Origin of the sequence: Pedobacter sp. KBS0701 (assembly GCF_005938645.2) — a bacterium.
GTDB lineage: Bacteria > Bacteroidota > Bacteroidia > Sphingobacteriales > Sphingobacteriaceae > Pedobacter.
The window spans coordinates 3,898,193-3,919,808 of record NZ_CP042171.1; the positions used below are offsets into that span (position 1 = coordinate 3,898,193).

14 protein-coding genes are annotated in these 21,616 nt (G+C 39.2%); 12 read left to right on the forward strand and 2 right to left on the reverse strand.

The features are described 5' to 3' along the window. Positions 1-264 precede the first annotated feature (264 nt). The 9 genes from FFJ24_RS15700 to FFJ24_RS15740 all read left to right on the forward strand — a co-directional run bounded on the left by FFJ24_RS15700 (position 265) and on the right by FFJ24_RS15740 (position 14,342). The gene (locus FFJ24_RS15700) at positions 265-3,279 is read left to right on the forward strand and encodes a TonB-dependent receptor (RefSeq protein WP_138818110.1); all 3,015 of its coding nucleotides are present in this window, start codon (positions 265-267) and stop codon (positions 3,277-3,279) included. Between the two features lie 11 nt (positions 3,280-3,290). Next, the gene (locus FFJ24_RS15705; protein ID WP_210419377.1) at positions 3,291-4,775 is read left to right on the forward strand and encodes a RagB/SusD family nutrient uptake outer membrane protein; all 1,485 of its coding nucleotides are present in this window, start codon (positions 3,291-3,293) and stop codon (positions 4,773-4,775) included. A gap of 23 nt (positions 4,776-4,798) precedes the next feature. Then, positions 4,799-5,623: a LamG domain-containing protein gene (locus tag FFJ24_RS15710; RefSeq protein WP_138818111.1), complete on the forward strand. Its 825-nt coding sequence runs from the start codon at positions 4,799-4,801 to the stop codon at positions 5,621-5,623. Between the two features lie 76 nt (positions 5,624-5,699). Then, on the forward strand, positions 5,700-7,364 hold the full coding sequence (locus FFJ24_RS15715) for a glucoamylase family protein (RefSeq protein ID WP_138818112.1): 1,665 nt from the start codon (positions 5,700-5,702) through the stop codon (positions 7,362-7,364). Positions 7,365-7,379: 15 nt separating this feature from the next. Then, complete coding sequence (locus tag FFJ24_RS15720; RefSeq protein ID WP_138818113.1) at positions 7,380-8,738, forward strand: glucoamylase family protein; 1,359 nt, start codon at positions 7,380-7,382, stop codon at positions 8,736-8,738. 58 nt (positions 8,739-8,796) lie between these two features. Then, positions 8,797-9,198, forward strand: a complete 402-nt coding sequence (locus tag FFJ24_RS15725; RefSeq protein ID WP_138818114.1) for a hypothetical protein — start codon at positions 8,797-8,799, stop codon at positions 9,196-9,198. Positions 9,199-9,211: 13 nt separating this feature from the next. Then, positions 9,212-10,966: a discoidin domain-containing protein gene (locus tag FFJ24_RS15730; RefSeq protein ID WP_246862626.1), complete on the forward strand. Its 1,755-nt coding sequence runs from the start codon at positions 9,212-9,214 to the stop codon at positions 10,964-10,966. 147 nt (positions 10,967-11,113) lie between these two features. Continuing rightward, positions 11,114-13,411 carry a beta-glucosidase BglX gene (bglX, locus tag FFJ24_RS15735; RefSeq protein ID WP_138818115.1) on the forward strand — a complete coding sequence of 766 codons (2,298 nt, stop codon included), beginning with the start codon at positions 11,114-11,116 and terminating at the stop codon, positions 13,409-13,411. A gap of 151 nt (positions 13,412-13,562) precedes the next feature. Then, complete coding sequence (locus tag FFJ24_RS15740) at positions 13,563-14,342, forward strand: prolyl oligopeptidase family serine peptidase (protein ID WP_138818116.1); 780 nt, start codon at positions 13,563-13,565, stop codon at positions 14,340-14,342. Positions 14,343-14,733: 391 nt separating this feature from the next. Here the strand turns inward: FFJ24_RS15740 and FFJ24_RS15745 are convergent, their stop codons facing one another. Both FFJ24_RS15745 and FFJ24_RS15750 read right to left on the reverse strand, forming a co-directional pair. Next, complete coding sequence (locus tag FFJ24_RS15745; RefSeq protein ID WP_025145740.1) at positions 14,734-15,462, reverse strand: YebC/PmpR family DNA-binding transcriptional regulator; 729 nt, start codon at positions 15,460-15,462, stop codon at positions 14,734-14,736. Between the two features lie 74 nt (positions 15,463-15,536). Continuing rightward, positions 15,537-16,481, reverse strand: coding sequence for an NAD-dependent epimerase/dehydratase family protein (locus FFJ24_RS15750; protein ID WP_138818117.1), 945 nt, complete (start codon positions 16,479-16,481; stop codon positions 15,537-15,539). Between the two features lie 293 nt (positions 16,482-16,774). On the opposite strand from FFJ24_RS15750, the gene FFJ24_RS15755 reads away from it, so the two are divergent. The 3 genes from FFJ24_RS15755 (at position 16,775) to FFJ24_RS15765 (ending at position 21,582) form a co-directional block, all read left to right on the forward strand. Next, entirely contained in the window at positions 16,775-17,335 is a 561-nt protein-coding gene (locus FFJ24_RS15755; RefSeq protein ID WP_138818118.1) for an RNA polymerase sigma-70 factor, read from the forward strand. A 105-nt stretch (positions 17,336-17,440) separates the two neighbouring features. Continuing rightward, a complete protein-coding gene (locus FFJ24_RS15760) occupies positions 17,441-18,460 on the forward strand; it encodes a FecR family protein (RefSeq protein ID WP_138818119.1) in 1,020 nt (339 codons plus the stop codon). 191 nt (positions 18,461-18,651) lie between these two features. Beyond that, positions 18,652-21,582: a TonB-dependent receptor gene (locus FFJ24_RS15765; RefSeq protein WP_138818120.1), complete on the forward strand. Its 2,931-nt coding sequence runs from the start codon at positions 18,652-18,654 to the stop codon at positions 21,580-21,582. Positions 21,583-21,616: the final 34 nt, after the last annotated feature.

The following is a 21,616-nucleotide window of genomic DNA, read 5'->3' on the forward strand; positions in this document are numbered from 1 at the left end:
ATTAAATAACCACTACATCATTACCTCTCACAGCTATTTTTATCACCCCACAAAACACTTAGTGTTAATTGTACACTTGTGCGTATGTTAATATTATGTTAAAATCGAAAAAAATGCATTTTTAGCCTAAAATCGCATTTGGTTTATTTAGTTGAGATACCTCACAGTACCTGATGATGTATTAATGTAGAGGTAAAAACACTTGCACATCAGCAAAAACAACCTCACATTTAACTAACAATTAAACTAAATTTATAATAAAGCATGAAAAGAATCTTTACAAGACTTTCTGTTCTCGCTGCATTTTGTTTGCTAACAATTAACGTAGCATTAGCGCAAAACGTTACCGTGAAAGGTAAAGTAATTGATGGGGGTGACAAAACTCCATTACCAGGCGTATCTATTTTAATTAAAGGCACACAAACTGGCACACAAACAGATGTGAACGGCAACTACTCCCTTAGCGCGCCGGCCAACGCCACATTGGTATTTAACTTTGTAGGTTATACAGCACTTGAGCAGGCTGTAAATAATCAAACAACAATTAATGTATCATTAGCATCATCAACACAACAATTAGAGCAAGTTGTGGTTGTGGGTTATGGTACACAAAGAAAAATTGATGTTACTGGATCGGTTGGGACGGTAAAGGGCGAGGATATTTCTAAGCAGGCATCAGTAAATGCAATCAGTGCCTTACAAGGCAAGGTTGCGGGTGTAACAATTACGAATAATGGTGCACCGGGCTCATCTCCACAAATCACCATTCGTGGTACAGGAACAATTTACGGAAACACAGGCGTTTTATATGTGGTTGATGGCGTTTGGTACGATGATATCAGCTTTCTAAACCCTGCTGATATTGAAAATTTGAGTATTTTGAAAGATGCTTCCTCGCAGTCTATTTATGGTATCCGTGCAGCAAATGGCGTAGTTTTGATTACCACTAAAAGGGGAACAAAAGGTCAGGCGGCTATTACCTATAACGGATCTGTGGGTTACAAGGCTGTAACCAATCAGATAAAAATGGCCAATGCAACTGAATATGCAACATTAATAAATGAATTATCTGCATCAACCGGGGCACCTAATTTATTTGCCAATCCGGCAAGTTATGGAGAAGGTACAAATTGGTATAACCAGGTATTTAGAAATGCATTACAAACCAATCATCAGTTATCTGTAAATGGTGGAGGTGATAAATCGACATATAATTTCTCTTTGGGTTATACCAATGAAGATGGAATTGTAAAAAAACAAAACTATCAGCGTTATACGGCAAAATTATCAAACGATTTCCAAATACTGGCCCCTTTAAAAATAGGTTATACTGTTTCTGGTACAGCCATCAAATCAAATGATATTCCTTCAACCATATTCCGTCAACTGTATGCCGCAGGTCCGGTAGTTCCGGTATATTATGCTGATGGAACTTATGGCGATGCCAACGATTTCAGCTTGGGAGGTGGTAATAATTTTAACCCTCAGGCAACAATAGATTTTTTCAATCAAAAATCTTTAAATTACAGGATTAATGGAAATGTATATGCAGAACTGACAATTGCCAAAAATTTCACCTTTAAAACAAGTTTAGGTGGAGATTTTGGACAAAATGAAGTAAGGGCATATATTCCGGTATATAAGGCTACTCAAGGCCAGCAAAGTACACAAAGCCAGCTTGATGTTAATCGCGAAGAAACCAGAAACTGGATCATTGAAAACACCCTGACATACAAAAATACTTTTGGTGCCCACAATTTAACAGTATTGGCAGGTCAGACTGCACAAAGAAGAAAATCTTATTTCTTAAACGCAACAGCATTTGATGTGCCATACTCAAGTGATGGCGATCTTTACTTAACCTTAGGTAATGCAGATAAGCGTTCGGTTACAGATGGTGGTGCTTTAACAACTTATGCTTCATATTTCGGAAGGATAAATTATTCTTTCAAAGATCGTTACCTGTTAAACGCAACACTTCGTGCTGATGCTGCCTCACAGTTTTTCGGTGGAGGAGATCTTTGGGGTTATTTCCCTTCAGTAGGTGCCGGCTGGGTAATTTCTCAGGAAGATTTTATGAAAGACCAAACAGTCTTTAACAATCTAAAGTTAAAAGCTTCATGGGGTAAGGTAGGTAATGCAGGTGTGCCAATAAACCCAACCACATTAACAGTTACGCAAAATGGTGGCTATGTATCAATTTTTAACGGGGTAGCTTATACAGGTAAAAACGTAAGTACTTTAGTTCCTTCTTTTTTAAACTGGGAGCGCACTACCGGAACCGATATCGGTTTTGAAGCTGCATTCTTAAAAAACAGGTTAAACATCGAAGCCGGTTTTTACAATAAGAGAACCGAGCAGGCCATTTTCGAAATCCCGGTTTTAACATCAATTGGTACCAGTTCAGGTAATCAGATCGGCAATCAGGCTGATTTTCAGAACCGTGGTTTTGAATTTTCTGCAACGTGGAGAGATACAAACGAATCAGGCCTCGCTTACTCAATTAGCGGTAATCTTGGTTATAACAAAAACAAGGTTTTATCCGTTGTAACCGGTAACAACCCAATTTATGCAGGCGGTGCAGGGCTTTCAAATGGTGGCCTTGCTACACGTACCATCCAGGGTGGTGCAATAGGAGAATTTTATGGCTACGAAGTTGCCGGTATTTTCCAAAATGCTGCTGAAATTGCTGCTTCAGCACAAAAAGGAGCTAAACCGGGCGATTTTAAATACGTAGATACAGATGGTAATGGAATTATTAATGGTAATGACCGTATTGTGTTAGGCAATCCAAATCCAACTTATTCTTACGGTTTAAGCGCAAATTTAGCTTACAAAAATTTCGATCTTACTGTTGATATCCAGGGTTTAGCTGGTGTTAAAGTTTATAATGCAAATATCGCATCCCGTTTTGGTAACGAAAACTTCACCAAAGATTTTTATGATAACAGATGGCATGGCGAAGGCACTTCTACCACCTACCCTTCCGTTAATTTAGGAACAACGGCCAACTCAGCTCCTAATTCATTTTATGTAGAAGACGGATCTTATATCCGTTTAAGAAATGTACAGTTAGGTTACACTCTTCCATCATTATTGGTGAGTAAGTGGAAAATGCAAAGACTCCGTTTCTTCCTCGATGCACAAAACCCGGTAACGCTTTTTGGTTACAAAGGTTTTACTCCTGAGGTTGGTGGTACCCCTACAAATGCAGGTATTGATGCAAATGTTTATCCGCTTCAGGCCACATACAGATTTGGTGCTCAAGTTACTTTTTAATCACAACGAAAATGAATTACAAAAATACTTATATACAAAAGATCGGGATGCTAACCATCTGCTCCTCTCTTTTAGTAATGTCTGCATGTAAAAAAAGTTTTTTAGATGTAGATCCACAGGCAAAACAACCTGCAGTAACCTTTTGGAAAACTGCCGATGATGCAACCTCTGCAGTAAATTCTATTTATGGTAACCTGAGAAACTGGGCCAACACTGCGTTTCCAGCCCTTGCAATCGAAAGTATTGGAAGTGATGAAGCAGAAAAAGGCAGTAGCCCGAACGATTCTAGTTATATGAATGAATATGATCAGTTTACTGCTTCTTCTACCACAATCCAATTAAATGGTTTTTGGGAAGGCCAGTATCAGAATATCAATTTATGCAACCAGGTATTGGATAATGTTCCGGGAATAAATATGGATGCCAGTCTTAAATCCAGATATCTGGCTGAAGCAAAATTTGTTCGTGCCTATTCTTATTTCAGATTAGTACGTGCATTTGGCGATATTCCTTTACGCTTAAATGTACCTAAAGATCCATCTGAGTTTAACATTCCAAGAACACCTAAAGCACAGGTATATGCAGCAATTGAAAAAGATTTAGACGAAGCAGCTGCAGTATTGCCTCAATCTTATCCATCTGCTGATTTAGGCAGGGCAACTAAAGGCGCAGCTTTAGCACTTCATGCTAAAGTGGCAATGTATCTTAAAAAATGGGATCAAGTATTATCACTTACCAATACCGTTATGACTTTAGGATATGATTTATACCCTAATTTCGAACAGAGTTTTCGTTTAAATCATGAGAACAATATTGAATCTATTTTCGAAATCCAATGCGAACTTTTGTTGAACAACAAAGATGCATCTAACTCACAATATAGCCAGGTACAGGGTGCCAGAGGAAACACCCCGGATACAGGCTGGGGCTTTAATGTACCAACTGCTGCATTAGAATCGGCTTACGAAGCTGGCGATGTACGTCGTGATGCAACCATCCTTTACAGGGGAGAAACTACTCCGGAAGGTGATGCTATTTCCAATACAGCAGATAATCCGATGTATAATCAAAAAGCTTATGTACCATTTAATAAAATTGTTACTGGTTTTAATCAGGGGGCTGATCAAAACGTAAGAGTAATGCGTTTTGCAGAGGTTTTATTAATGAATGCTGAAGCAGCAAACGAACAGGGAAATACAACTTTAGCACTAACTTCGTTAAACCGTGTCCGTGCGCGTGCAAGAGGTGGTGTAGCAGGTGTTGTACCCGATGTAACTACAACAGACAAAGAGACTTTACGCCAAGCAATCTGGAAAGAAAGATTTGTTGAATTGGCTATGGAATCTGATCGTTATTTTGATGTGATCCGTCAAGGACGTGCTGCTACAGTTTTTGGTCCTAAAGGCTGGAAAACCGGTAAAAACGAGGTTTGGCCAATTCCTTCTCAAGAGATTGAAAAAAGCGCAGGTACAATCACACAAAATCCTGGTTATTAATTGCTAATTTTTATAGAAAAGAAATGAAAACAAAATATTTTTTATTAATGGCAGCTATAACTTTAGGGTTATCCTCCTGCCAGAAAAAATTTGATCCATCAAGTTATGCACCAGCATTAAATATCGGTGGCTATACCAGCGCAAAACAAATTGCATCAGGTAATCTTGTTTCCTACTTTGCATTTGATGGAGGCTTGATTGACAGTGCTTCTAATACTGCCGGTGTAAATACGGGTACCACATTTGGAACGGGCATTAAAAAGCAATCCTTACAGGGTGCTTTAAACAGTTATGTATTAGCAACACCATCAAACAAGGTTGCTGCTTTAAAAAGTTTTACAGTAAGTGAATGGTTTAATAGCCCAGCGCCAAGCACCGGCATTATCGGATTATTTACCTTAGCCAATACCACTCAATTTTGGGGTAATATTGAAATCTTTATCGAAAATGGAAGTACAGCAACTGATGGTAAATTAAGAATACACCTTAATCAGGGTGGCTCAGATAAAGAATATCAGGTAAATGGTGTTCAAAACCTATTCGGAAAATGGGTAAACTTAGCGGTTTCTTATGATCAGACCAGCTCAATGGTTAAGGTTTATATCAATGGTTCTAGGGTTGCTGCAATTGCTTCAACTGCAACTGGTCCGCTTGCCTTTACCAATACAGGAAAATTTGTTTTTGGTACCGTTCAATTCCAAACTACCCCAAGTCAGACTACCGGAAATACCAAACAGGATTGGGCCAGCTTTTTAACCGGACAGATTGATGAAGTTAGACTTTTTGATAAAGCCTTAACTGATGCAGAAGTAAGCGCACTTTCTATTTTAGAAGGTAGAGGAAAATAATAGTTTTCCAACGCTGAGAAAGGCAATTAATAATAAAGGGTTGTCAGTAATGGCAACCCTTTTTAACCATGTTGTAATGATAAAAATCTTCCCATATTTTTTAGTTCTTTTTCTTTTTGCAACAGCCTGCAAAAAAGGTGATACGCCTACTCCGGTTGATCCACCTGTTACACCAACATCTTTTGCTTTTAGCGATTTAAAGGTAAACGATGCTTACAGCGGTTTTACCTATTATGGTGTAAACAATAGCCCAATTATCAAAATAACATTCTCATCACCTATTAATTCTACTTCTATAAGTGGCAATGTCACACTTACCGATGCCTCCGGAACTCCGGCCGCATTCACTTCCAAATTAGAGAACAACGATAATACGGTTGTAATTACTACTACGGCATTACAGCCCATTACTAAATATATTTTAAGCGTTAATAACAATTTATCATCAAAAACCGGTGGCAAACTTCAATCGGCAGTTGCTGTAAACCTGATCACTGCTGTAGATGATGCAGATAAATTTGCCCGCATCAGCGACGATGACCTTTTAACTTTAGTTCAAAAGCAAACCTTTAAATATTTCTGGGATTTTGCACATCCAATCAGTGGCCTAGCCAGGGAAAGAAATACATCGGGTAATACTGTAACTTCAGGTGGATCGGGTTTTGGGATCATGGCCTTGGTTACCGGTATCAGCAGGAATTTCATCAGCAGGGCCGATGGATTGGCGAGGATCCAAAAGATGGTATCCTTTTTAAAAACTGCCGACCGCTTTCATGGTGCCTATCCACATTGGTTGGATGGAAATACCGGAAAAGTAATTCCCTTCAGCACCAAAGATAATGGTGGTGACCTTGTAGAGACTTCATTTCTAATGGCAGGTCTAATTACAGCCCGCCAATACTTCAACGGTACTGATGCAGCAGAAGCTACGTTAAGGGCCGATATTAATACCATTTATAATGGGGTCGAATGGAACTGGTACAGAAAAGATAACAGTAGTACTCTTTACTGGCACTGGAGCCCTAATTACAATTGGGACATGAACCTGCCCGTTAAAGGCTGGAATGAGTGTTTGATCACTTATGTGATGGCCGCAGCCTCTCCTACCTCTTCGATCCCTAAAAGTGTATATGATGGCGGCTGGGCTCAAAATGGAGCAATGAAAAACGGGAACACCTATTACGGCGTCCAACTTCCTTTGGGTATAGCGAATGGTGGACCATTATTTTTTTCGCATTATTCTTTCCTGGGCATCAATCCAACAGGTTTAAGTGATGCTTATGCCAATTATGAGATACAAACCAGGGCACATACGCAGATTAATTATAACTATTGTAAAGCTAATCCGCTCGGTAACTATGGTTATGGCGAAAATTGCTGGGGTTTAACGGCGAGTGATATCCCTAACGGATATGCTGCAAGTGCACCAGGCAATGATGTGGGGGTAATTGCCCCAACTGCAGCTTTATCGTCTTTTCCTTATACGCCAACAGAATCGATGCAGGCGCTAAAATATTTTTATTACAAACTTGGCAATAAAACCTGGGGAGACTATGGTTTTTACGATGCTTTCTCCCTAAAAGATCAATGGTTTGCTTCCTCTACCCTGGCGATAGATCAGGGACCGATTGTGGTGATGATCGAAAATTATAGAACCAAATTAATCTGGAACTTATTTATGTCGGCACCTGAAGTTAAAGCGGGCATGAAAAATCTTGGTTTTAGTGGCCCCAATCTTTAACATTATACATCAGCAATGAAATTTATATTCCGAAACTTCCTCTTATTATCATTTACTCTTTTTACGCTATCATCATGTGCACAGCGAAAAAAAAGTGCCTACAATCCAGATCTAAATATCAAAAAGAATCTTTCCGATATCGAATTATTGGATCTCGTTCAAAAACAAACCTTCCAATATTTTTGGGATGGTGCCGAGCCAATTTCTGGTGCAGGCAGAGAGCGTTTCCATGTAGATAACGTTTATCCTGAAAATGATAAAAACACAGTAGCTACAGGTGCAACAGGTTTTGGTTTAATGGCCATTTTAAGCGGAATTGATAGGAATTACGTAACCAAAAAAGAAGGATTAGACCGCTTAAATAAAATATTGGACTTCCTATCCAAAGCCGATCGATTTCATGGCGCGTGGTCGCATTGGATAAACGGCGAAACAGGAAAAGTACGTCCATTCGGACAAAAAGATAATGGAGGTGATTTAGTGGAGACTTCATTTGTTGCGCAGGCTTTAATCTGCATTAACGAGTATTATAAAAATGGTTCTGAACCCGAAAAAGCATTAGCAAAAAAGGCCGATGACCTTTGGAAGGAAATCGATTTTAATTGGTTCCGCAACGGACAAAACGTATTGTATTGGCATTGGTCGCCAGAGTATAACTGGGAAATGAACTTCCCGGTAAAAGGCTATAACGAATGTTTAATCATGTATGTTATGGCAGCTTCCTCCCCTACTCATACCATACCCGCCAAAGTCTATCACGAAGGCTGGGCAAGAGGAGGAGCAATTAAAGCAGATTTCGATCTTTATGGACATCATATTCCATTAGATTATCAAGGTGCAAAAAATTCTGTGGGTCCATTATTTTGGGCACATTATTCATATTTAGGTTTAAATCCTAAGGGATTAAAAGACCGCTATGCCGATTATTGGCAAAACAATGTAAACCACACACTGGCTATATACGATTACTGTGTAGCCAACCCTAAGAAATTTAAAGGTTATGGCAAAAATAGCTGGGGTTTAACTGCCAGTTACTCAGTTAAAGGTTATGCTGCCCATAGCCTTCAGGAAGATTATGGCGTTATCTCGCCCACAGCAGCCATTTCTTCTATCCCATATACCCCAAAAGAATCGATGAAGGTAATCAGACACCTTTACGAGGATTTGGGCGATAAGGTTTGGGGGAAATACGGTTTTTATGATGCTTTCTCTGAAACGGATAACTGGTATCCGAAAAGATATCTGGGCATTGATCAGGGTCCAATGGTAGTAATGATCGAAAACTATAGATCAGGACTGCTTTGGAAGTTATTTATGGGAAATAAAGATGTTCAAAATGGTTTGAAGAAACTGGATTTTCAGTTTCAACCATAGTATAGTGTTGCGTATAAATGTTTAGCCATCATATATTTTAAATTAAATCTACAGAACCATGAAAAAAGTAATTTTAATATTAACAGCAATGATAGGATGTGTAATCCTAAACTCAAGTTTTACTTCCATATCCAATGCTAAACATAAAACTGTAAAAGCAAAATTTGCTACTGTAAATGTAACGGCCACCAACTCAACCAGTGATGGTGTGTACGTAAGGTTAGAAAATAATACCAGTGGTGGTGCCTATGTTTTCTTTATCCAACCCAATTCTCCAAACGGAACAGTAATCGGACAGATACCAGAAAATGGCGACAGTTATACCGTAAAATTAACCTCAACTGGTGGCGCACATGATATGTGGGTTTATTGGGAGCACCAATCTCACGTTACCGGACTAAGCGTTAGCGGCATGTCGATAGGATGTTCGAGCTGCGCCAGAATAAACATTTTTAATTAATTCCCAACGAATAATGGCTAAACATTTATTCAAAATATTTTTAATAATACCTCTGCTTTGCGGTAAGTTCACGGCTTCTGCGCAGCAGAAAACCTATTGCAACCCCATCAATGTAGATTATGGTTATACGCCTTTCGAATCTTTTTCTGAATGGGGTAAACACCGTGCCACAGCCGATCCGGTAATCGTAAATTATAAAGGCGATTTTTATCTCTTCAGTACGAACCAATGGGGTTACTGGCACAGTGCCGATATGCTGAACTGGAAATTCCATGAAAGAAAATTTCTTCGCCCATGGAACAAAACCAAAGATGAACTCTGTGCGCCTGGTGTGGGTATTGTTGGCGATACCATGGTGGTTTTTGGCAGTACTTATACCAAAAATTTCACACTTTGGGGCAGCACCGATCCTAAAGGGAACAAATGGTTTCCTTTGGTTGATTCATTAGAAATCGGTGGCTGGGATCCAGCCTTTTTTACCGACGGTGATGGTAAATTTTACATGTATAACGGCAGCAGTAATAATTATCCGATGTATGGTGTAGAGCTCGACCGCAAAACTTTTAAACCAAAAGGTACCCGTACACCAATGTATTTGCTCGAAAGCTGGCGCTATGGCTGGCAACGTTTCGGCGAGTATATGGACAATACCTTTCTCGATCCCTTTGCCGAAGGTGCCTGGATGACCAAACATAATGGTAAATATTATTTCCAATATGGCGCACCCGGAACCGAATTTAGCGGCTATTCGGATGGAGTGGTTGTAGGCACCAAACCGCTGTTTTACGATACACCAACAACACCACAATCCGATCCTTTGAGTTATAAAGGTGGAGGATTTTCCCGCGGTGCTGGTCACGGTGCAACCTTTCAGGACAATAACAAAAATTACTGGCACATTTCTACCAGCATTATCTGCGTAAAAAATACCTGGGAACGCCGAATGGGGATCTGGCCAACCGGTTTTGATAAAGATGATGTGATGTGGACCAATACTGCCTTCGGCGATTACCCACTTTATTTACCGGCTGAAAGAAAAGAAGGCGGACCTGCAGGGCCAGGCTGGATGCTCATTAATTATAAAAAACCGGTAACCGTTTCTTCTACCCTGGGAAGCTTTAATGCCAATAATGCGATTGACGAAAATATTAAAACCTATTGGAGTGCCAAAACAGCCAATAATGGCGAATGGATCCAGACTGATTTGGGTAGTCTAGCAACCGTTAACGCCATACAGATCAACTATGCTGATCAGGATGCCGAATTCTTAGGAAAACAGAACGGAATTTACCACCAATATAAAATCCTTTCCTCAACGGATGGAAAAAAGTGGAGCGTCTTGGTTGATAAAAGCCAGAACAAAACAGACGTTCCGCATGATTATATAGAACTCCGGAAACCGGTAAAAACCAGGTTTGTTAAAATGGTAAACATCCACATGCCTACTGGAAAATTTGCCATTAGTGGTTTACGTGTTTTTGGGAATGGAAATGGTGAGAAACCGACAAAAGTGAAAAATCTGATCGTTTTAAGGACAGAAAAAGACAAACGCAGTGCCTACATTAAATGGGAGCCTGTTGATAATGCTTTTGCCTATAACCTTTATTACGGTACTGCGCCTGATAAACTGTATAACTGCATTATGATCCATGATTTTAATGAGTACTGGTTCAAAGCAATGGACAGCCAGAAAGCTTATTTTTTTTCTATCGAAGCAATAAACGAGAATGGCGTATCGGTAAAAACCGAGGTAAAGAAAGTTGATTAAAATAAATGCTCATGCTCGTTTGTAACGAGTGTGGAAATAAAGAATTGCTTTAAGTGATTAATGTTTAAACAAAATAAAATCGTAAAGCCGTTTAGGCACTCGTTGGAAACAAGCGCCAGTTAATAAAAAGAATAAAACACATATATAATGAAGAGAGCGAATATCCTGGTTGTTTTTTTAACCCTGTTTGTACTGAACGGATCGGCACAGACCAAAAAACCTGTTTCTGCAGAAGAGGCAAAGATGAACACCTTCATCAGCAACCTGATGGCGAAAATGACAGTTGATGAAAAAATTGGCCAGCTGAATTTACCAAGTTCCGGAGATATTACCACGGGACAGGCCAACAGCAGTGACATTTCTAAAAAAATTAAAGCCGGACAAGTTGGTGGTTTATTCAACATCAAAGGTGTAGATAAGATTAAAGCGGTCCAAAAAATCGCGGTGGAAAACAGCCGTATGAAAATTCCATTGCTTTTCGGAATGGATGTTATCCATGGATACAATACCGTTTTCCCAATCCCTTTAGGCGTTAGCTGTATCTGGGATATGGCAACTGTGCAAAAATCTGCCCGCATAGCTGCGATAGAAGCCAGTGCAAGTGGCATCAACTGGACTTTCTCTCCTATGGTTGACATTTCGAGAGATCCACGATGGGGCCGTATTTCTGAAGGAAGTGGAGAAGATGCTTATTTAGGCTCACAAATTGCTGCAGCAATGGTAAAAGGTTATCAGGGAAAACTTCAGGCCAATAATGAGATTTTAGCCTGTGTAAAACACTATGCCTTATATGGCGCAGCAGAAGCCGGTAGAGATTACAATACCACCGATATGAGTAAAGTACGCATGTACAACGAATATTTCCCGCCATACAAAGCTGCTGTTGATGCCGGAGCAGCAAGCATTATGGCTTCTTTTAACGAAGTTGATGGCATTCCAGCTACAGGAAGCAAATGGTTGATGACGGATGTTTTGCGTAACCAATGGGGTTTTAAAGGCTTCGTGGTAACCGATTATACAGGTATCCCTGAAATGATTGCGCACGGCATGGGTGATTTGCAAACTGTTTCTGCCCTGGCTTTAAATGCAGGGGTTGATATGGATATGGTGGGTGAAGGCTTTTTAGGTACTTTAAAAAAATCCTTAGCTGAGAAAAAAGTAGGTATCGCTCAGATCGATAGGGCCTGTAGATTAGTACTTCAAGCAAAATACAAACTCGGTTTATTTACCGATCCTTATAAATTTTGCAATGCAGAAAGAGCAGAAAAAGAAGTTTTTAGTCCGGCTAACCGCCAGGTGGCACGCGAAGTTGCAGCAGAAAGTTTTGTGCTGTTGAAAAATAACAATAACCTGCTTCCATTAAAAAAATCAGGAACTATTGGTTTGATCGGTCCATTAGCAGATAATACCGCAAATATGTACGGTACATGGAGTGTTGCTGCGCTTTTTGACAAGTCAGTAACAGTACTACAAGGTTTAAAAAATGCCTTGGGTAATGATGCAAAAATATTAACCGCTCGCGGTGCCAATTTCCTGGCAGATTCTGCTATGGAGCAGCGTTATGTAAACATCCACAACCCCACATACAAACGTGATCCACGTACCGAAGCTGAAATGATTAAAGAAGCTTTAGAAGTAGCGAAAAAATCAGATGTGATTGTGGCTACTATTGGCGAAGGTTCTGAATTTACAGGCGAAAGTAGTAGTGTAACCGATATCCAGATTCCTGAAACACAGAAAAACCTTTTAAAAGCTCTGGCTAAAACAGGTAAACCAGTAGTATTGGTGCTGTTTACAGGCCGTCCATTGGCATTAAATTGGGAACAGCAAAATATTCCAGCCATTTTAAATGTATGGTTCCCGGGTAGTGAAGCAGGAAATGCAATTGCCGATGTACTTTTTGGCGATGTTAATCCATCGGGTAAACTGAGTGCAACTTTTCCTCAGAATGTGGGTCAGGTGCCTTTGTATTATGCTCATAAAAATACCGGCCGCCCATTGGCTGAGGGTAAATGGTTCGAAAAATTTCGTTCCAACTATTTAGACGTAAGCAATGACCCCTTATATCCATTCGGTTTTGGTTTAAGCTATACCTCATTTAATTATAGTGATGTTAAACTAAGCGCCAATACATTAAGCAAAGGAAAATCGATCATGGCATCTGTTATTGTAAACAATACAGGCAAATATGAGGGCAAAGAAGTTGTTCAATTATATATTCAAGATCTTATTGGAAGTATTACCCGCCCGGTTAAAGAATTAAAAGGTTTTCAAAAGATTAATTTAAAAGCCGGAGAAAGTAAAACCGTTACTTTTAATATTACGGAGAATGACCTTAAATTTTACAATTCTGATCTGAAATTCGTTGCTGAACCCGGCGATTTCAAAGTATTTATTGGTACAAATTCACGCGATGTAAAAGAAGCATCTTTCACCTTGAAATAAAGACAATTAGGTTTGGTTATAAACCCTGAGCTATTGTAAAGTAGCCAGGGTTTTCTATTTTTGTCGAATGAAACCATCATGATTTACCAAAACACACCTTGAAATAACAAGTCATGAAAGCTTCATCACCTTTAAAAATAATATAAAACGGATGAAAAAGATTTTTTTTACCATCTGCATTCTTTTTTTTGTACTCTTTTTAAACGCTCAGGATTTTAAAAAATACGATAGGGGAAGCTATATAAAAGGAAAGGATTCTATCTACTATAGGATACTTTTCCCGGAGAATTTTAATCCCGACCAAAAATATCCGATCGTTTTCTTTTTGCACGGAAGCGGAGAAAGAGGTAACGATAATGCCAGTCAACTGGTACACGGTGGTAAATTGTTTTTAAAAAATGATGTCCGCAAGAACTTCCCTGCCATTGTAGTTTTCCCTCAGTGTCCGCAGAACGATTTTTGGGCCAATGCCAATTTTGAACAAGATGCCAAAGGCAAAAGAAAAATCAGTTTTGTAGAAGGTGGTAAACCCACCAAAATAATGCATGCGCTACAGGGAATGGTTAAAAATTTCCTTAAAAAACCTTATGTAGATAAAAATCAGGTTTATGTTGGTGGTTTATCAATGGGTGCAATGGGTACTTACGAACTGTTAAGAAGAGAGCGCCGTAAATTTGCCGCTGCTATCGCCATCTGCGGTGGCGACAATACCAACAACATTAAAAAATACCAGAAAATTCCACTATGGATCTTTCATGGCGCAAAAGATGACATTGTGGATCCGGCATTCTCAATTGCGATTGCTGAACGTTTAAAAACGGTTGGTGACGAGGTGAAATTTACGCTTTACCCTAACGCAAACCATAATAGCTGGGATAGTGCCTTTGCCGAGCCAGAGTTGTTGAGCTGGTTGTTTTCTCATAAGAGATAGCAAAACGGTTCATCATACTGAACTCGTTTCAGTATCTATCTTTCAAGACCTGAAATAAATTCAGGGTGACGATCAGAGGTAAAAGAATTAGAAAAGCAGGGTTCGATATCTTATAGGTTCCAACAGTCCTGCCATCCGCTTTACTCACTCCGATTGAAAAATCGGAGCTTCGTGCCCGCTCCTGTCAGGTTTAATTTACCCGAGTTAACCTAAGTAACCTAGACCCGACAAAATGGAAAGCCCGGAGGTTGAGGAACGAAGCCGAGGACTTGAAATGATGGCGGGACTGCTGTACCATAAATGCACAGGTTTTGCTCTTCAAAAAAACAAAAATTACAAAAAAAGCCTGAAGAAAAAATCTTCAGGCTCTTGTAAAATATTCTAATTGATATTACTCCGCCATATTGTGGTAAACCGCCTGCACATCATCATCTTCCTCCAACTTATCGATCAATTTCAAAACATCAGCTGCCTGCTCTTCTGTTACCTCATGGTGAGATAAAGCAATACGCTCTAATTTTGAACTTTTTAACTCAATGCCTTTCTCTTCTAAAGCTTTTTGTAAAGAACCAAAGTTTTCGAATGCACCTTGTGCTACCGCAATATCATTTCCTTCTTCATCAGCCTCAACATAAAGTTCCTCTAAACCAGCATCAATTAATTCGAACTCTAATTCCTCCAGGTCTAAACCTTCAGCAGGTACAAAACGGAAAATTGATTTGCGGTTAAAAACGAAATCTAAAGATCCGGTTTTACCCAAAGAACCATCAGTTTTGTTAAAATAACTACGAACGTTTGCTACAGTACGGTTGGTATTATCAGTAGCTGTTTCAATTAAAACGGCAACACCGTGTGGCGCATAACCTTCGTATACAATTTCCTCGTAATTGGCCATCGATTTATCAGAAGCACGCTTAATTGCCGCTTCTACCCTATCTTTAGGCATGTTTACCGCTTTTGCATTTTGCATAGCTGTACGTAAACGGGAATTGGTTTCCGGATGAGGTCCCGATTCCTTTACCGCCATTACGATATCTTTACCAATACGCGTAAACTGAACCGCCATTTTGGCCCAACGCTTAAATTTTCTCTCTTTTCTAAATTCGAATGCTCTTCCCATTATTTTAGTATTGAGATATGAGATATGAGATTTAAGGCCTTAAGCCCTCAACCTTCAAACCCTCTACCTTTATATTATTTTTTTAAATTATTTAACATGTCTGTTGTCAGTTTCGATAAATCGAACTCTGGTTTCCATCCCCAGTCTTTTGCTGCATAATTATCATCGATAGAACGTGGCCAGCTATTTGCAATTTGCTGACGGGGATCGTTAGCGCTGTAAGTTAGCGTAAAATCCGGAATATGTTTTCTGATTTCAGCGGCTAAAACTTCAGGTGTAAAACTTACCCCACTAAAATTATAACTACTACGCACTGAAATCTGATCTGCAGGTGCATCCATCAGTTCAATTGTTCCGCGGATAGCATCATCCATATACATCATCGGTAATTCTGTTTCCGCATTTAAGAAACTCTGGTAACTTCCCTTTTTCAACGCATCGTGGAAAATGTGGATCGCATAATCTGTTGTACCACCTCCAGGAGCAGCTTTCCAGCTAATTAATCCCGGATAACGGATACTACGTACATCCAAACCATATTTTTGATTGTAATATTCGCACCAGCGCTCTCCTGCCAACTTGCTGATTCCATAAACGGTGTTTGGATCCATTACACAATATTGTGAAGTATTGTCTTTTGGCGAATTCGGTCCAAATACAGCGATAGAACTCGGCCAATATACTTTTGCTGTTTTATATTCTAAAGCTAAATCTAAAACATTCAATAAGCCGTTCATATTTAAATCCCAGGCCAGCTTTGGATTTTGCTCACCTGTAGCTGATAATAAAGCGGCTAAGAGGTAAACCTGTGTTGGTCTGTATTTATGAAAAATGCCATTGATCATTTCTTTATCCAGCACATTCACAAATTCAAACGGTGCAGAGTTTTTGATATCATAATCCGGCCTGCGTATATCGCACGCAACAACATGATCATCACCATATATTTTACGTAACATGGTGACCAACTCGGTACCAATTTGCCCGTTAGAGCCTAAAACAACAATTTTTTCGTGCATATTTTTTTTGAGATTGAGCAAAGGTAAAAAAATGAGATAAAAGGCAATAAAATATTTATAGATAAGAAAGAGTTAATCGGTTAATTGTTTGAACTGGTTAATTGCAGACCAGGTTTTTTAACTATTGGATTGCTAAATTGTTAGCCACAAATTGCCAACTGAAAATGTTGAGCATGGATTAATTGTTAAATTATGAACTGTAAACTGCCAACTGAAACCTGTGGACTACCGACTGAAACTTTCAACATTATTTTATACATTTACTACACGCTTATCGAATAACCAAATAATAAATGACTCACCCAGAGCCTGAAAAATCTGAAGATTTAATGAATCGTCTAAAACTGGGCGACAAGCAGGCTTACGAAAAAATATATTTCGCCTATAGTAACGAGCTGTTATTGGCAGCCTACAAAAAAACAGGCGATAAGGTAATCGCTGAAGAACTGGTACAGAATATCTTCATCTCTCTTTGGGAAAAACGGCAGGAAGCACAGATCAATAATCTCCAGGCCTATTTGTTTGGTGCATTGAAGTTAAGTGTAATCAACCACATCAGGAGCCTGGTGATGCAGAATAAGTACATGGAGTACCAAACCCTGACCTATTCAGAAAACCATCAGGATACCGCGAATCTGGTCGATCTTCATGATCTTTCTTCCATTATCGAAAAAGGCATTAATTCGCTACCCGAAAAAACACAGGAGATCTTCAGAATGAGCCGTTATCAACACCGATCTACCAAAGATATTTCTACTGGTTTAAACATCTCCGAAAAGACTGTAGAATACCATATCACCCAATCTATTAAGAGGATAAAAGAATACATCAAAAACTTTTACATCTTTTTATAACTGATTATCAGTACATTAAAATTTATTTCTACTTTTATCACGCACAGCTTTAGGGTTTCGCTCCAGTTGTGTTACTTGTATAGTATAAGGCCAAATATTCTTTTTATGAACCAGAAATCATTTTACGATTTACTAAGCCGTTATGAAAACGGAAATTGTACTGAAGCTGAAAAGCTATGGGTAGATAAATGGTATCATAACTTAAATAACCAGAATTTTAAAGATTTATCATCAACTGCGCTCGAAGAAATGCAGGTGAATACCTGGCTTAACATCAATAACCTTGAAAGCAAATCTACACCAGCGCTTAAAGTTAGAAGACGTTGGCCAAAATTCGCTATTGCAGCATCTATTATTATTGCATTTTTTATTGCCGGTTTATATTTAAGCAATTACAACCATGCTGAACAATCTTTTATTGATGAAAATGAAGGCTTGACCTTAATCAGCAAAACGAATGAGAGTGATAGCAGCCTGTTGATATCACTCAGTGATGAAAGCACAGTAATACTTAAACCACAGGCGAATATTATTTACCCGAAGGTTTTTGCGGCTAACAAAAGAACGGTTTACTTAAAAGGAAGTGCATTTTTCTCGGTAAGTAAAAATCCTAAGCGCCCGTTTTATGTGTACAATCAAAAATTGGTTGTGCGTGTTTTAGGTACCAGTTTCTGGGTAAAATCATCAACGGATAAACTTCAGGCTCAGGTTGCAGTAAGAACTGGAAAAGTTCAGATATCCGAAAATCAGAAAAGCTCACTCTTCACTTTCGATAAAGAAAAACTGGCTAAACCAATTCTGCTAACACCCAACCAAAAGGGCATTTTTGCTGACCACAAATTAAATAAAACATTGGTGAGCAAGCCTATTCCATTGGCCGAAGCTTATAATCTACCCACAAGCCTGAGCTATAATTTTAAAGAAGAAAGCATTAAAGAAATTTTCAAAACCTTATCTGAAGCTTACGGGATAGAGATAAAATCGGATAATGAGCAGATTTCGACCTATACTTTTACCGGTGATTTAAGCAAAAAAGGGCTATATGAGCAGCTCGACCTGATCTGCGGAACCATCTCAAGCAAATATTACATCCAGGGAACCAGCATTGTGGTTTCCAAAAACTAACCAAATAAAATATGATGAAGAAAAACCACAGCACTAACAGCCCATAGCGCGGCTCCATTTTCCATAATATTTTTCTAAAAAACAAAGCCGACAATGTGGGGCATTGCCGGCGAGTTAAATACATTAGAAATGTATTCATGGTATTTCCATGTCCAATAAATCCAATCATTTAATGAACAATAACCAAATTTATGAAAAAAAATCAACTTATTTCGCTGGCGATATATGCAATGAGAATTTCGATTTACCAAATACTTGCAATAATAATTTTTACTTGTGGTGCTTTTGCAAAAAATGTCGACGCCCAAGACTTTCTCAACAAATCAATTTCGATCAAAGCTGATCAAACAGATATTAAAACCATTATAGAAAAAACAGAACAATTAGCCAATGTTAAATTTGTTTACAGTCCGCAATTAATAAACTCCGGCCGTAAAGTTTCTATTAATGTAGTTAACCAAAAGCTTAAATACTTTCTTGAGAATTCGCTAAAACGTTATGACGTGGGATATAGGATAGTTAAAGATCAGATTTTGCTCTATTCTATCCCCGCCAATAACAATCTCGAACTCTTAAAAACTTTCGAAGGCATTGTAACCGGAAAAGTAACCGATAGCAAGGGCAATGCCATTCCAGGAGTTTCGGTTACCGTAAAAGGGAAATCAATCGGAACCACAACCGACGAAAATGGGGCTTTTGCTTTAAAAGGCTTAACGGTTGATAGCCGCGTACTCGTGGTGAGATATGTAGGCTTCATATCTAAAGAAGTCAGCCTATCACCAGGCAATTCCGACGAAAACCTGAACATCAGTCTATCAGAAGATAACCTACAGTTAGAAAGTGTGATGGTAACCGGTGGTAATCCAAAGAAAAAATTAGAAAGCAGTGTGGCCTTAACCTCGGTGAGTAATAAAGATATCACCAACAGGGCACCCTTAAACAGTACCGATTTATTAAAAGCTATACCAGGCCTGACCGTAGAAAGTACGGGTGGCGATGGTCCGGGCAACGTTTGGGTAAGGGGCTTTCCACAACAGGGTGGTTATATTTTCTTAGGCATACAAGAAGATGGTTTACCGCTTTTACCAACAGGTTTCAATACCAACCCATCAGTAGATCAATACTATAAAACAGACTTAACCATACAGAATATCGAAGCAATTAGAGGGGGAAATGCCTCGATTATTCAAGCCAATACGCCAGGTGCTGTAGTAAACAACATCAGTTACGCGGGCGCCGATAAACAATATGGCCAGTTTAAATTCACCACAGGTTTTTCACAAGGCTTATACCGTTTTGATGGGAATACCGGTGGAAAAATAAACGATCAGATTAAATATAACATTGGTGGTTTTTACCGTACCGATAACGGCGTGGTAGAACAGGGCTTTAACCCGGCCAACCAGGGTGGACAGATTAAAGGCAACATGACTTTTAATTTCAAAAACAATAAAGGCTTTTTCAGGGTGTATGGTAAATACCTTAATGACAAAGTCCAGTTCTTACTAACGAGTTATTACCCTTACGATGGTACCGGGAAACCAACCACTTACCGGGATTATAATATGGCTTCACAATCAATCTTACCGGTTCAAACCGAATGGAGTTATAACGATCCTTCAACCGGAAACCATAATTTTAGTCTAACAGATGGTATCCATACCAAATTGGGTTCAGCAGGTTTCCAGTTCAATTACCTAACCGATAGCGGCTGGCAGATAGTGAACAATTTCCGTTATCAAAATACGCATACAAACTCAACCTATACCGTTCCGGCAGGAATTACAGCGAGAACAGCGGCTACACCCTATTATTACCCTGGAGGTGCCGTTGCACCGTTTGTAACCGGAGATTATGTAATTACATCAAACGCACAGGGACAGATTAACAGCGATGTTCAAATTATTGATTACCTGGATCTGAAAAAGACTTTTAAAAATCATAGTTTAAATATCGGCGCAGGTATTCATCAATACAATCGCGACGATTTACGCTATGCATTTAGATCTTTTACAGAATTTAAGGAGCACCCAAGTATCATCTTACAGTCGCCAACAGCAACAGAAAGAACAATTCAAACCAAAAACACCTTTATTGGCGATACCAGAACATTATCAGCTTATGCTGGTGATGAGATTAAAATATCCGAAAAATGGCGTTTAGATATCGGAGCGAGAATTGATAACCAGAATGTTAAGGGAGACAGACCTTATTATGCACTTAATTCGAATGGCACTGTAAATATTGCAGCGCCAGCCACTCCAACCATACTGGGTTATACCAGCTATGATGAAACCTTAACCAACTGGGCAGCATCAATAGGCGCAAATTATAAGATAAGCACTACTGCAAGTATGTTTGCACGGGCTACAAAAGCTTATAACGCACCAAATATAGGCGATTATAATGCTTCAGGATATAATGGTGCAAACATTAAAAAACGCCCGGTTTATTTAGGCGAAGTAGGTTTTAAATATGCAAAAAACAACCTGGCAATTTTTGCATCAGGAAGTTATTCTGCCATTAAAAATGTTTCGTTAACGATTAATGTGCCTACGACAGCAGCTGGAACACAAGCACTGGTGGCCTTTGGCTCTACACGTACCTGGAGTGCCGAGTATGAAGTTTCCTACAAAATATTTAAACCGCTAAGCTTACGCTTAACCGGAACACTGCAAGATTCTAAATACACCGATTATGAAGCAAATACAAGTGGAAACGCCGCTGTAGCAGCCGAATTTGGAGACCGTGTATATAGTTTTACCGGCAAAAGAACCGAAAGGGTACCTGTATTGAATACAGAGCTAGGTGCCAACTACGATTACAAAAACTTTAACCTGTATGTAGCAGCCAATTATGTTGGCAGCCGTTTTACCTCACCTAGCGGAAGTTACGAGCTTCCATCCTATGTGGTAATGAAAGCCGGAGCAGGATATAATTTTACTAAAAAGATTTCAATAAGATTTTGGGCAGACAACTTGTTAAATGCAAAAGTGTTGACAGAGGGCGATGTTCGTGGAGATCAGTTCAGAGATTTCTCAACCGTAACACCTGGCACATTAATGATTGGCAGAACTTTACTACAACGTACCTTCTGGGGATCATTAGCTTATTCATTCTAAACAAATAAAACCGGAGTTCACGCTCCGGTTTTTT